Source organism: Variovorax sp. J31P179 (assembly GCF_030316985.1).
Taxonomy (GTDB): domain Bacteria; phylum Pseudomonadota; class Gammaproteobacteria; order Burkholderiales; family Burkholderiaceae_C; genus Variovorax; species Variovorax ginsengisoli_B.
Window position 1 is genome coordinate 226,810 of record NZ_JASZYL010000010.1, and the last position, 12,249, is coordinate 239,058.

Sequence of the window (12,249 nt, forward strand, 5' to 3'; positions counted from 1 at the left end):
TGCGTCAGTTCTGCGGCGGCAGGGGCGCGGGCGGGGTCATGGTCGCCAGCGGCCGCGTCGGCAGCTGCAGCGTGAAGGCGGCCGCCGAGCCGGCGCTGGCGCCCAGGGCGGCGGCCCGGGCTTCGAGCGACTGCAGCACGTAGCCGTCGGCCACCGTGGCGCCGACCCGGAACGGCCGCGGCGGCTTGCCGTCGACGGCGATCAGCGCCACACCCCGCTGGTCGGCATCGGCCACCACGCCCAGGAGCGCGAAGCGGCTGGCGGCCTCGGGCGTCGGCGCCGTTGCGGCGGGGGTCGACACGGCGCCCAGCATCCGCGCCACCGCGGCCGGATCGGGCGCCGCCTGCGGCGTGCCGGCCACCGGCGGCGGGGCCGGCGCGTCGGCCGGCGCAGCCAGCCGCAGGCCCCAGAACACGACGCTCGCCGCGGCCAATGCCCAGAGGGCGGTCGTGGCGGCGGCCGCGGGCCAGCGAGGGGAGGCGTAAGGGACTGACATGAGGCCGGATTATCATTCCTCCATGCCCATTTCCATCCGCTATCCCGCCCGCGCACTCCAGCGCGGCTTCACCTTGATCGAGTTGATGGTGGTGCTGGTCATCATCGGCGTGCTGGCCGCGCTGATCGTGCCTAACGTGATCGAACGGGCCGATGACGCCCGGGTCACCGCGGCCAAGACCGACGTCAACAACCTGATGCAGGCGCTCAAGCTGTACCGGCTCGACAACCAGCGCTACCCGAGCGCCGAGCAGGGGCTGCAGGCGCTGATCGCGCGCCCCACCAGCGGCCCGGCGGCACCCAACTGGAAGCCCTATGTCGAGAAGCTGCCGAACGACCCCTGGGGCCGCCCGTACCAGTACCTGAATCCGGGCGTCAAGGGCGAGATCGACGTGTTTTCGCTCGGCGCCGACGGTGAGCCCGGTGGCGAAGGCAAGAATGCCGACATCGGCAGCTGGCAGTAGCGCGCACTGCCGCCAACCCGTTCACGGCCGGCCCGGCGCGAGCGGTTTCACGCTGTTCGAGCTGCTGGTGGTGATCGCGATCATCGCGCTGGCCACCGCCGGTGTCGGGCTCTCGCTCAGGGACTCCGGCCAGGCCACGCTCGACCGCGAAGCCGAGCGGCTCGCCGCCCTGCTCGAATCGGCGCGGGCGCAGTCGCGTGCCAGCGGCGTCGCGGTGCGCTGGCGCGCCACGCCCGATGGGCCCGGCAACTTCAGCTTCGACGGCCTGCCACCCGGCGCGCTGCCGACGAACTGGCTGAGCGGCGGCATCTCGGCCCAGGCGATCGGGGTCGACGGCCGGGCCGTGGGCGCGCTGCAGCTGGGCCCCGACCCGATCATCGCCGCGCAGCAGGTGCTGCTGACCTCCGACGCGCTGCCCGATCGCAGCCTGCGCATCGGCACCGACGGCCTGCGCCCCTTCACGGTGGTGGCGCCATGAGGCGAACCTGCCGGGCCGCGCGCGGCTTCACCCTGATCGAGGTGCTGGTCGCCCTCGGCATCGTCGCCATCGCGCTGATGGCCGGCACCCAGGCCACGATGGCATTGACGCGCAACGCGCAGCGGCAGACGGACGTGATGCTGGCCCAGATCTGCGCCGAGAACGAGCTGATCAAGGCCCGGCTGGCACGGCAGATGCCGCCCGTGGGCGACGCCGGCGGCGTCTGCACGCAGGCCAGCCAGAGTTTCGGCGTGACCGTGACGACCACGTCGACGCTGAATCCGAACTTCCGCCGGGTCGACGTCCAGGTGCGCGACGCCTTCGACGCGCCGGTGCTGCGGCTGTCGACGGTGGTGGGGCGCTACTGATGAGGCGCCAGGCCCGCGGATTCACGCTGATCGAGCTCCTGGTGGCGATCGCCGCCATGGCGCTGCTGGCCCTCATGAGCTGGCGCGGGCTCGATGCGATGGGACGTGCCCAGTCGCTGAACCGGGAGCGCGGCGACGCCGTGCTGACGCTGCAGACCACGCTGTCCCAGTGGAGCGCCGACCTCGACGCCATGGTGGCGCTGCCGCAGACCTCGGCGATCGACTGGGATGGCCGCGTGCTGCGGCTCACGCGCCGCAGCACCGACAGTGCGACGCCGGTGGTCTTCGTCGCCGCCTGGACGCTGCGGCCGGACCCTGCCGGCGGCACCCACTGGCGGCGCTGGCAATCGCAGGGTTTCACGACCCGCCCCGAATGGCAGCAGGCCTGGGCCCAGGCCGCCGCCTGGGCGACCGACGGCGGCAGCGGCACCGGGGGCGCAGACGTCGACCTGATTCCGCTCGACAGCTGGCAGCTTGCCTACTTCCGCAACAACGCCTGGACCCCGGCCACGAGCGCCGAGGCGCTCGGCGCCACCACGCCGATGCCGGATGGCGTGCGCCTGACGCTGGCCCTGCCCCAGGGACCGGCGCTCGCGGGCCTGGTCACCCGGGACTGGGTCCGGCCCAGCTTGACGGTGCCGAAGTCATGAAGACGCCGATGCACAAGGGGAAGCATGGCCGCCAGTTCGGCGCAGCGCTGCTCACGGCCATGCTGACCGTGACGCTGGTCGCCACCTTCGCCGCTGCCGCGCTCTGGCAGCAATGGCGTGCGGCCGAGGTCGAGGCCGCCGAGCGGGGCCGGACGCAGGCCGCCTGGGTGCTGGTCGGTGCACTCGACTGGTCGCGGCTGATCCTGCGCGAGGACGCCCGGGCGGCCGGCAGCAGCGGGGTCAATGCGGACTACCTGGCCGAGCCATGGGCGATCCCGCTCGAGGAGGCCAAGCTGACCACCTTCCTGGCGGCCGACAAGAACATCGCCAGCGACGCGCTGGAAGGGCTGCCCGACGCCTTCCTGTCGGGCCGCATCATCGACGCCCAGTCGAAGCTCAACGCGTTCAACCTGGTCGATGCCGGCAAGCCGGTCGCCACGTCGGTGGCCGCGTTCAAGAAACTGTTCCAGCTGCTCGGGCTGCCGGCCGAGGAGCTGGACCTGATGACCGCCAACCTGCGGCGCGCACTGCCGGCCGCCGCCAGCACCGCGGCCACCGGAACCACGGGCACTACAGGCACCACCAGCAGCGCGAGCAGCACCTCGACCCCGCAGACCACGACCCCGACCACCACCACCCCGACCACCACGGCGCCAGCCACCGTGACCGGCAGCGCCACCGGCCCCCTCGTGCCCCAGCGCACGGCCCAGCTGGTCTGGCTCGGCCTGTCGCCCTCTACCGCCGCGGCGCTGGAACCCTATGTCACGGTGCTGCCCACCCGGACACCGCTGAACCTCAACACCGCCAGCGCCGAAGCCATCTTCGCGAGCACGCCGGCCCTCGACCTCGCCGGCGCCAAACGCCTGGTCGCGGCCCGCACCCAGTCCTATTTCAAGACGCTGGCCGACGCCGGCGCGCTGGTCCAGCAGAGCTCGGCGCAGTTCGTGCCGGACCAGCACAGCGTGTCGACCACCTACTTCGAAGTACAGGCCCGCCTGCGCATCGACCGGACCTGGGTCGAGGAACAGACCCTGCTGCACCGAGTCGGCATCGACATCGGAATCGTGTGGCGAGAACGTGGCGCCGGCGCGACGCCGGAGCCGGCAAGATCCTGATGCAACACACCACCTGTCACCGAATGGGTCAAAAATAGTCGCAACGCCCGTTGCATCTGAAAGAGATGCTATCAATTCCGTAGCATCGCCAAGCGACCCTCTCCTACAATAGCGTCCCTTCACCCCTGTCCATGGCCTTGCTGCTTGTAACCATTCCTCTCGTTTCCGGCCCGGCGGCCGGCGAGTACGGCTGGGCGCTCTGGTCCAGCGATGGCCGCAAGCTGCGCTCGCAGGGCAGCGCGGCACCGGCCCTGTTGCCGAGCAGCGACGAAGTCATCCTCGGCGTGCCCGCCGCAGCACTGTCGTGGCACCAGGTCACCCTGCCCCAGGGCAGCATGAGCGGGGCCGTGCGGCTGCGCTCGGTGCTGAACGGCCTGCTCGAAGACCGCCTGCTCGACGATCCCGAAGCCCTTCATTTCGCCCTCGAACCGGGGGCGCGGGTGGCGGTGCCGGTCTGGGTGGCCGCCTGCAACCGTATCTGGTTGCGTGCCGCCGTGCAGGCGCTGGAGGCCGCCGGCCGGCGCGTGACCCGGATCGTTCCCGAGTTCACGCCCCAGCCGGCCGGCAGCCCGCCGATGGTGTTCGCGATCGGCGACCCGGACGCGGCGCTGTGCATCGTCTGCGGCACCGAGGGCGTGGCCACGCTGCCACTCGACGCCGCCGGCCTCGAGTTGGCCGGCCCCCTTCCCGCCGACACCACGGCACTGGCCGAGCCGGCGGTCGCCGAACTGGCCGAAAGCTTGCTCGGGCGCCGGCTGCCGATCGTCAAGCCGGCCGAGCGCTGGCTGCAGGCCAGCCGTTCGCCGTGGGACCTGGCGCAGTTCGACCTGGCATCGACGGGACGTGCACGCGCCGGCAAGAAGGCGGCCGCCATGGCGCGCGCGCTGTGGTACGGACGCCGCTGGCGGGCGGCGCGCTGGGGTGTGCTGGCCCTGCTGCTGGCGCAGTTCATCGGACTCAACGCCTGGGCCTGGAAGGAGCGCAATGCGCTCGACGCCAAGCGCGGCGCGGTGCGATCGCTGCTGACCCAGACCTTCCCCTCGGTCAAGCTGGTGGTCGACGCCCCGGTGCAGATGGCGCGCGAGGTCGCGGCCCTGGAGCAGGCCACGGGCGGCGTCACGCCGTCCGACCTCGAACCGATGCTGGTCGCGCTGGCGGCCAGCCTGCCGGCGGGCCGCGTGCCCACCGCGATCGATTTCAGCGCCGGCCAGCTGCGCCTGCGCGGCCTCGGCTTGCCGGCCTCCGAGTTCGCCGGCGTCAAGACCGCGCTGTCCTCGCGCGGCTACAGCGCGCGCACCGAGAGCGACCTGCTGCTGGTGCAGGCGGAGGCGCAGCGATGAAGTGGCTCGAAGCCCTCCAAGCGCGTTGGCAAACCTGGTGGCCCGAACTCGCGCCGCGCGAACAGCGCCTGATCGCGATCGCGGCCGCGCTGGTGGGCCTGGCGCTGGTCTGGTGGGTGGCCCTGGCGCCGGCCCTGGGCACCTTGTCCGCGGCTCCGGCCGAACACGCGAAGCTCGATGCGCAGCTGCAGCAGATGACGGCACTGCAGCGCCAGGCCAAGTCCTTGCAGTCGCAGCCCCGCGCCAGCCGCGACGACGCGATGCGCGCCCTCGAAGCCTCGGTGCGCGAGAACCTCGGGCCGAACGCCCAGCTTCAAACCGCCGGCGCCGGCGAGAACGCCACCATCGCACTGCGCAGCGCGCCGGCCGACGCGCTCGCCCAGCTGATCACGCAGGCGCGCAGCAATGCGCGCGCGGTGCCGCGCGAAGTGCACCTGACGCGCAGCAGCACGCCGCAGGCCGGACCCGCCGGCCCCGGGGCGGCGCCCGCGGCGCCTGCGGCTCCGGCCGCGCCGGCAGGACCGCCCCGTCCGCGTTGGGACGGCACCCTGGTCATGGGCCTGCCGGCCCGCTGAAAGCGCGCATGGCGATCCCGTCCACCCCCCGCCCGTCCGGCTCCGGCTGGCGCTGGGCCCTGCTCGGCGCCTGCATCGGCATCGCCCTCGCGCTGGCCGTGTTCGCGCCCGCGCGGTGGCTCGCAGCCGGCCTGGCGCAATGGAGCGACGGCCACCTGCAACTGATCAATGCGCGCGGCACGCTCTGGAACGGCACCGCCGGGGTCGTGTTCTCCAGCGGGGCGGGCGGCGCCGAATCGATCTCCCTGCCCGGCCAGCTGGGCTGGACGCTGCGGCCGCGCTGGGACGGCATCAGCGCCGCGCTCGACCTCCCCTGCTGCGCGGCCAAGCCGCTGGAATTCAAGGGACGCCCGCGCCCCGACGGGCTCGAGCTCGAGTGGCGCGACGGCCAGTCGCGCTGGCCGGCGGCGATGCTGGCCGGATTCGGCGCGCCCTGGAACACGCTCAAGCTCGAGGGCGCGCTCGACCTCTCGATGCAGGCGCTGGTGCTGCGCTGGAGCGGCCGCCAGCTGACGCTGGCCGGCCGGGCGACGCTCGACGCCACCGACATCTCTTCTAGCCTGTCGACCCTGAAGCCGATGGGCAGCTACCGGATCGCCCTCGAAGGCGGACCGGTGCCTTCGCTGCTCCTGACGACCCGCGAAGGCAGCCTGCAACTGAGCGGCAGCGGCCGCTGGAACGGCACGACGATGCGGTTCGACGGCGAGGCCAGCGCGGCGCCGGGCCGCGAAGACGCGCTATCGAACTTGTTGAACATCATCGGACGACGCGACGGCGCGCGCTCCCTCATCACACTGGGTTGACCATGACGAAGCCAAAGTCTTCTTCCGGCGTCCGCCTCGGCACCCTCGCGCTCGCCGCGCAGATGCTGATCGCGGCCTGCATTCCTTCCGCCTTCGCCCAGGACGTGCTGCGGCGCGGCGAGCCGATCACGCTGAACTTCAGCAACGCCGAGATCGAATCGGTGGCGCGCACCATGGCCGTCGTGACCGGGCGCGACGTGGTGGTCGACCCGCGTGTCAAGGGCACCATCACCCTGCAGACCGACCGCGCCATCGAACCGGCCGCGGCCTTCAACCAGTTCGCCGCCGCGCTGCGGCTGCAGGGCTTCGCCATCGTGCAGGCCGACGGCCTCTACAAGGTCGTGCCGGAGGCCGATGCCAAGCTGCAGAGCAGCACCGTGACGACCTCGACGCCCGCCGGGTCCAGCCTCAGCGGCAACCAGATCATCACGCAGGTCTTCAAGCTCAACTACGAGTCGGCCAACAATCTGCTGCCGGTGCTGCGCCCGCTGATCGCGCCGAACAACACGATCAACGTCAACCCGGGCAACAACTCGCTGGTGATCACCGACTACGCCGAGAACATGCGCCGGCTGGCACGCATCGTGGCCGCGCTCGACGTCCCGAACGCCGCCGACATCGAGGTGATCCAGCTGAAGAACTCGGTGGCGACCGACATGGTTCCGCTGGTAACGCGGCTCATCGAAGGCGGCAGCACGGGCCCCGGCGCCGCCGGCGCGCCGGGCCAGGCCGACTCATCGTTCCGCACCACGCTGCTGGCCGAACCCCGTGGCAACGCGATCATTCTGCGGGCGGCCAATCCGGCGCGCGCCCAGCTGGTGCGCACGCTGATCGACAAGCTCGACCGCCCGGCGATCGACACCGGCAACGGCGCCGCCGGGAATGTCTACGTGGTCTACCTCAAGAACGCCGACGCCGTGAGGCTGGCCGCGACCCTGCGCGCGGCGATCTCGGCCGAAGCGCGCGGCGGCTCGGGCACCGGCGCCAGCGGCGGCTCGCTCCAGGGCGGGGCTTCGCAGGTGGCGCCGCAGCTGGGCGCCAACCAGCAGAACGCCGGCGCGAGCAACGCGGCCACGGCGCCGGTCAACAACGCGAACCAGCCGTCGACCGGCGGCCAGATCCAGGCCGACCCCTCGACCAACTCGCTCATCATCACGGCCTCGGAACCGCAGTACCGGCAGATCCGCGCCGTGATCGACAAGCTCGATGGCCGGCGTGCGCAGGTCATGATCGAGGCGCTGATCGTCGAGGTCACGGCCAACAAGGCGGCGCAGTTCGGTGTCCAGTGGCAGTCGGCGGTCGGCAACAACGGCGTCATCGGCACCAACTCCAGCCTCTCCGGCGCCAACATCCTGACACTGACGGCCGCCCTGGTGGCAAAAACCCCGGCCGCCCTCACCACGCTCGGCACCGGACTCAACATCGGCATCGGACGCAAGTACAACGGCGACTACGTGCTGAACGCGATCGCCAACTTCTTCGCCAGCGACGCCGACGCCAACCTGCTGTCGACGCCCAATCTGCTGACCCTCGACAACGAGGAAGCCAAGATCGTGATCGGCCAGAACGTCCCGTTCGTGACCGGCCAGTTCACCAACACCGGTGCGGCCAACGGCTCGGTGAACCCGTTCACGACCATCGAGCGCAAGGACGTCGGCCTGACCTTGCGCGTGCGCCCGCAGATCAACGAGAACGGCACCGTGAAGATGGTGGTGTTCCAGGAGACCTCCACGGTGCAGGCCGGCACCGAGAACGCCCCCAACGGCCCGACCACCAACAAGCGCTCGATCGAATCCAGCGTGCTGGTCGAGGACGGCGGCCTGGTGATGCTCGGCGGCCTGCTGTCGGACGACTACAGCAACAACGTCGACAAGGTGCCGCTGGCCGGCGACATTCCGATCCTGGGCAATCTGTTCAAGAGCGAAAAAAGGGCGCGCACCAAGGTCAACCTGATGATGTTCCTGCGGCCGATGGTGATGCGCGACGGGGTGGCGACCACGAATGTCGCCAACGACCGCTACGACGCGATGCGCGTCCTGCAGCAGCGGGTGCAGCCCGACGACAACGTGATGCTGAACAACGTGACCTCGGCACCTCCCCTCCCGCCTCTGGCGACGACCCCGGTGCCCGACCAGCAACAGGGCCGGACGGAGGCCACGCCCCGGCTGGAGGGCGCCACCCTGATTCCGCTGCCGACGCCGCCGTCCCAGCGGCTGGCCCCCTCTCCGCTGAAGGGCGCATTGCCGCCGACGGCGGACCCGTCGAGCAGGCGCGAACTGCCCTAGCCGCAGGACACCGATCCGATGCGCTATCCCCTCCCCTACGCCTTCGCCCGTGGCCAGCAGCTGCTGCTGGAAGAGGCCGACGACGGCGCCCTCACGCTCTGGATGCCGAAGGTGCCGCCGCGCAGCGCGCTGGGCGAGGTGCTGCGCAAGTACCCGGTGAAGACCTTCGAGCCGCTGGCGCCCGAGCAGCTCGCCCAGCGGATCAGCGCGGCCTACGCCAAGGGCGAGTCGAATGCCGCCGCGGTGGTCAGCGAGGTGCAGGGCGACGCCGACCTCTCGCGCATGATGCAGGAGCTGCCGGCGGTCGAGGACTTGCTCGAATCGGCCGGCGACGCGCCGATCATCCGGATGCTCAATGCCCTGCTCACGCAGGCCGCGCGCGACGGCGCGAGCGACATCCACATCGAGCCCTACGAGCGGACCTCGTCGGTGCGCTTTCGCATCGACGGTTCGCTGCGCGAGGTGGTGCAGCCGAATCGCGCGCTGCATGCCGCGCTGATCTCGCGGCTGAAGATCATGGCCGACCTCGACATCGCCGAGAAGCGCCTGCCGCAGGACGGCCGCATCTCCTTGCGCATCGGCACCCGCGCGGTCGACGTCCGGGTCTCGACCCTGCCCTCGGCGCACGGCGAACGCGCCGTGCTGCGCCTGCTCGACAAGTCCGAGAGCAAGCTCACGCTCGAATCGGTGGGCATGCAGGGCGACACGCTGGCGCGCTTCGAACACCTGATCGGCCAGCCGCACGGCATCATCCTGGTGACCGGCCCGACCGGCTCCGGCAAGACCACCACGCTGTACGCCGCGCTGAGCCGGCTCGACGCCAGCAGCAGCAACATCATGACGGTCGAGGACCCGATCGAGTACGAGCTGCACGGCGTCGGCCAGACCCAGGTCAACGCCAAGATCGACCTGACCTTCGCCAAGGCGCTGCGGGCCATCCTGCGCCAGGACCCGGACGTCATCATGATCGGCGAAATCCGCGACTTCGAGACCGCCCAGATCGCGATCCAGGCCTCGCTCACCGGCCACCTGGTGCTGGCCACGCTTCACACCAACGATTCGGTCAGCGCCGTGACGCGCCTGACCGACATGGGCGTGGAGCCCTTCCTGCTGAGCTCCTCGCTGCTGGGCGTGCTGGCCCAGCGGCTGGTCCGCAAGCTGTGCCCGGTGTGTTCGCCGGCCGCCGGCCACGAGGCCCAGCCCGTGGGCTGCGAGGCCTGCGGCCACACGGGCTACCAGGGGCGCACCGGCATCTTCGAGCTGCTGGTGGCCGACGAAACCGTGCAGTCGCTGATCCACAACCGAGCGCCCGAAAGCCAGCTCTTCGTGGCGGCCGAGCGCGGCGGCCTGCGTTCGATGCGCGAGGACGGCGAACGGCTGGTCCAGGCCGGCATCAGCTCGCGCGCCGAATTGCTTCGCGTGACCCGCGACTGACGCCCGATGCCCGCCTATTCCTTCGAAGCGATCGACGCCCAGGGCGTGGCGCGCAAGGGCGTGCTCGAGGCCGACACGGCCCGCAGCGCGCGCGGGATGCTGCGGGCCCAGGCGCTGATCCCGCTGTCGGTGACGGCGGTCGGCAGCGTCGAGAGCGGCGTGCCGCAGACCCGCAACTGGCGTCGCATGTTCGGCGGCGGCCGCATCTTCAACTCGACCACGCTGGCGGTCTGGACCCGGCAGATCGCCGGCCTGGTGTCCTCCGGCCTGTCGCTCGAACGGGCGCTCACCGCGCTGACCGACGAGGCCGAGACCGAGGCCCAGCGCAACCTGGTCGCCTCGCTGCGGGCCGAGGTCAATGCCGGCGCGCCCTTCGGCCGTGCGCTGTCGCAGCACCCGCGCGAGTTCTCGCCGATCTACGTCGCCGTGATCGGCGCCGGCGAGCAGAGCGGCAACCTGGGCCTGGTGCTCGAACGGCTGGCCGACGACCTGGAGCAGCGCCAGGCGCTGCAGCAGAAGCTGGTCGGCGCCGCCCTCTACCCGGCGATCGTGACCTTGGTGGCGATCGTCATCGTGGTCTTCCTGGTCAGCTACGTGGTGCCGCAGGTCGCCAACGTCTTCGCCGGCACCAAGCGCGCGCTGCCGATCCTCACGGTGGCGATGCTGGCGCTGAGCGCCTTCGTCCGCAACTACGGCTGGCTGATGCTGATCGCCGTCGTGGTCGCGGCCGTCGCTGCCCGGATGGCGCTGGCGCGCGCCGCCATCCGCGAGCGCTTCGACGCCGCCTGGCTCAACCTGCCGCTGGTCGGCAAGCTGGCGCGCGGCTACAACGCGGCGCGCTTCGCCAGCACGCTGGCGATGCTGGCGACCGCCGGCGTGCCGATCCTGCGCGCACTGCAGGCGGCTTCCGAGACGCTCAGCAACAGCGCCATGCGCGCCGATGCGCTCGATGCGCTGGTGCTGGTGCGCGAAGGGGCGCCGCTGGCCTCGGCGCTGGCGCAGAAGAAGCGCTTTCCGGGCATCGTCTCGATGTTCGCGCGCCTCGGCGAACAGACCGGCACGCTGCCGCTGATGCTGCAGCGCGCGGCCAACCAGCTCGGCGCCGAAGTGCAGCGCCGCGCGATGCACCTGGCGACCATCCTCGAGCCGCTGCTGATCGTGGCGATGGGCGGGGTCGTGATGCTGATCGTGCTGGCGGTGCTGATGCCGATCATTCAACTGAATCAATTCGTCAAGTAGCCATGGCGGCCTCCCTCGACGACAAACTGGTGGTGGCGATTTCCTCGCGCGCCCTGTTCAACCTCGAGGAAGAAAACCGCATCTTCGAATCGGGCGACGACGCCGGCTACATGAAGCTGCAGCTCGAGCGGCTCGACGTGCCGGCCCAGCCGGGCATCGCCTATTCGCTGGTGCGCAAGCTGCTGCGCTTCAACGAAGGCGGCCAGCAGCGGGTCGAGGTCGTGATCCTGTCGCGCAATGACCCGGTGTCGGGCATGCGGGTGTTCCGCTCGGGCGTGGCCAACGGCATCTCGCTGCAGCGCGGCGTGTTCACGCAGGGCCGGCCGCCCTTCGGCTACCTGCGGCCGCTGCGCGCCCACCTGTTCCTGTCGGTCAATGCCGAGGACGTCCGCGAGGCGCTGGTGGCGGGCTTTCCCGCGGCCCGGGTGCTGGTCGAGTCGGTGCGGGCGAGCGACGCCTACCCCAACGAGGTGCGCATCGCCTTCGACGGCGACGCAGTGCTGTTCAGCGACGAGGCCGAGCGCGTGTTCCAGGCCGAGGGCCTGGACGCCTTCCAGTTGCACGAGTCCTCCAAGGCCGGGCTGCCGCTGCCCGAAGGCCCGTTCAAGCCGCTGCTGGCGGCGCTGCACCGCCTGCAGCAGGCCGGCAGCCCCGAGATGCGCATCCGCACCGCGCTGGTCACGGCGCGCAGCGCGCCGGCCCACGAGCGCGCGATCCGCACGCTGATGAACTGGAACATCAAGGTCGACGAGGCCATGTTCCTCGGCGGCCTGCCCAAGGGCGAGTTCCTGCGCGAGTTCGAGCCCGACTTCTTCTTCGACGACCAGACCGGCCACGTCGACGCCGCGGCGCGTCATGTGCCCTCGGGGCACGTGGCCAGCGGCATCAGCAATCCGCGGTAGGGCCTGTTCACACTACTTCCGGGGTCGCGAAGGTATGCCAGGGCGGGCCAATCAAGGCGCGCGACGCCGCATGTCCGTTGGCACATGCAAGGAGCGCAACG

General features: G+C 71.2%; 13 protein-coding genes. 12 read left to right on the plus strand and 1 reads right to left on the minus strand.

Going from position 1 to position 12,249, the window contains the following annotated elements; translation table 11 throughout:
* Positions 1-4: 4 nt before the first annotated feature.
* Entirely contained in the window at positions 5-496 is a 492-nt protein-coding gene (locus tag QTI17_RS25025) for a type II secretion system protein N (protein ID WP_286536365.1), read from the minus strand.
* Positions 497-518: 22 nt separating this feature from the next.
* Here QTI17_RS25025 and gspG point away from each other — a divergent pair, with 22 nt between their 5' ends.
* From gspG to QTI17_RS25085, 12 genes are all read left to right on the plus strand, one after another.
* Positions 519-959: a type II secretion system major pseudopilin GspG gene (gene gspG, locus QTI17_RS25030; protein ID WP_286536366.1), complete on the plus strand. Its 441-nt coding sequence runs from the start codon at positions 519-521 to the stop codon at positions 957-959.
* A complete protein-coding gene (locus QTI17_RS25035; protein WP_286536367.1) occupies positions 934-1,437 on the plus strand; it encodes a prepilin-type N-terminal cleavage/methylation domain-containing protein in 504 nt (167 codons plus the stop codon). The genes gspG and QTI17_RS25035 overlap by 26 nt, the downstream gene beginning before the upstream one ends.
* Positions 1,434-1,805 (plus strand): type II secretion system minor pseudopilin GspI, encoded by a 372-nt coding sequence (gene gspI / locus QTI17_RS25040; RefSeq protein ID WP_286536368.1) that lies wholly within the window; start codon positions 1,434-1,436, stop codon positions 1,803-1,805. Before QTI17_RS25035 ends, gspI begins: the two co-directional genes overlap by 4 nt.
* Positions 1,805-2,455, plus strand: a complete 651-nt coding sequence (locus QTI17_RS25045; RefSeq protein WP_286523592.1) for a PulJ/GspJ family protein — start codon at positions 1,805-1,807, stop codon at positions 2,453-2,455. The genes gspI and QTI17_RS25045 overlap by 1 nt, the downstream gene beginning before the upstream one ends.
* Positions 2,452-3,570 carry a type II secretion system minor pseudopilin GspK gene (gene gspK, locus QTI17_RS25050; RefSeq protein ID WP_286536369.1) on the plus strand — a complete coding sequence of 373 codons (1,119 nt, stop codon included), beginning with the start codon at positions 2,452-2,454 and terminating at the stop codon, positions 3,568-3,570. Before QTI17_RS25045 ends, gspK begins: the two co-directional genes overlap by 4 nt.
* A 131-nt stretch (positions 3,571-3,701) precedes the next feature.
* On the plus strand, positions 3,702-4,910 hold the full coding sequence (gene gspL / locus QTI17_RS25055; RefSeq protein ID WP_286536370.1) for a type II secretion system protein GspL: 1,209 nt from the start codon (positions 3,702-3,704) through the stop codon (positions 4,908-4,910).
* A gap of 77 nt (positions 4,911-4,987) precedes the next feature.
* Positions 4,988-5,485, plus strand: a complete 498-nt coding sequence (locus QTI17_RS25060; protein ID WP_478139269.1) for a type II secretion system protein M — start codon at positions 4,988-4,990, stop codon at positions 5,483-5,485.
* An 8-nt stretch (positions 5,486-5,493) separates the two neighbouring features.
* Positions 5,494-6,288 carry a type II secretion system protein N gene (gene gspN / locus QTI17_RS25065; RefSeq protein ID WP_286536372.1) on the plus strand — a complete coding sequence of 265 codons (795 nt, stop codon included), beginning with the start codon at positions 5,494-5,496 and terminating at the stop codon, positions 6,286-6,288.
* Between the two features lie 2 nt (positions 6,289-6,290).
* Positions 6,291-8,573: a type II secretion system secretin GspD gene (gene gspD, locus QTI17_RS25070; protein ID WP_286536373.1), complete on the plus strand. Its 2,283-nt coding sequence runs from the start codon at positions 6,291-6,293 to the stop codon at positions 8,571-8,573.
* Between the two features lie 18 nt (positions 8,574-8,591).
* Positions 8,592-10,007 (plus strand): type II secretion system ATPase GspE, encoded by a 1,416-nt coding sequence (gene gspE, locus QTI17_RS25075; protein WP_286523600.1) that lies wholly within the window; start codon positions 8,592-8,594, stop codon positions 10,005-10,007.
* A gap of 6 nt (positions 10,008-10,013) precedes the next feature.
* Positions 10,014-11,246 carry a type II secretion system inner membrane protein GspF gene (gene gspF / locus QTI17_RS25080; RefSeq protein WP_286536374.1) on the plus strand — a complete coding sequence of 411 codons (1,233 nt, stop codon included), beginning with the start codon at positions 10,014-10,016 and terminating at the stop codon, positions 11,244-11,246.
* A 2-nt stretch (positions 11,247-11,248) separates the two neighbouring features.
* Entirely contained in the window at positions 11,249-12,148 is a 900-nt protein-coding gene (locus QTI17_RS25085) for a 5'-nucleotidase (RefSeq protein ID WP_286536375.1), read from the plus strand.
* Positions 12,149-12,249 lie beyond the last annotated feature (101 nt).

Excerpts from the sequence above, each read along its gene's own strand:
- QTI17_RS25025 (WP_286536365.1), bottom strand. The coding sequence starts at position 496 with ATGTCAGTCCCTTACGCCTCCCCTCGCTGGCCCGCGGCCGCCGCCACG.
- gspG (WP_286536366.1), top strand. The coding sequence starts at position 519 with ATGCCCATTTCCATCCGCTATCCCGCCCGCGCACTCCAGCGCGGCTTC.
- QTI17_RS25035 (WP_286536367.1), top strand. The coding sequence starts at position 934 with ATGCCGACATCGGCAGCTGGCAGTAGCGCGCACTGCCGCCAACCCGTT.
- gspI (WP_286536368.1), top strand. The coding sequence starts at position 1,434 with ATGAGGCGAACCTGCCGGGCCGCGCGCGGCTTCACCCTGATCGAGGTG.
- QTI17_RS25045 (WP_286523592.1), top strand. The coding sequence starts at position 1,805 with ATGAGGCGCCAGGCCCGCGGATTCACGCTGATCGAGCTCCTGGTGGCG.
- gspK (WP_286536369.1), top strand. The coding sequence starts at position 2,452 with ATGAAGACGCCGATGCACAAGGGGAAGCATGGCCGCCAGTTCGGCGCA.
- gspL (WP_286536370.1), top strand. The coding sequence starts at position 3,702 with ATGGCCTTGCTGCTTGTAACCATTCCTCTCGTTTCCGGCCCGGCGGCC.
- gspN (WP_286536372.1), top strand. The coding sequence starts at position 5,494 with ATGGCGATCCCGTCCACCCCCCGCCCGTCCGGCTCCGGCTGGCGCTGG.
- gspD (WP_286536373.1), top strand. The coding sequence starts at position 6,291 with ATGACGAAGCCAAAGTCTTCTTCCGGCGTCCGCCTCGGCACCCTCGCG.
- gspE (WP_286523600.1), top strand. The coding sequence starts at position 8,592 with ATGCGCTATCCCCTCCCCTACGCCTTCGCCCGTGGCCAGCAGCTGCTG.
- gspF (WP_286536374.1), top strand. The coding sequence starts at position 10,014 with ATGCCCGCCTATTCCTTCGAAGCGATCGACGCCCAGGGCGTGGCGCGC.
- QTI17_RS25085 (WP_286536375.1), top strand. The coding sequence starts at position 11,249 with ATGGCGGCCTCCCTCGACGACAAACTGGTGGTGGCGATTTCCTCGCGC.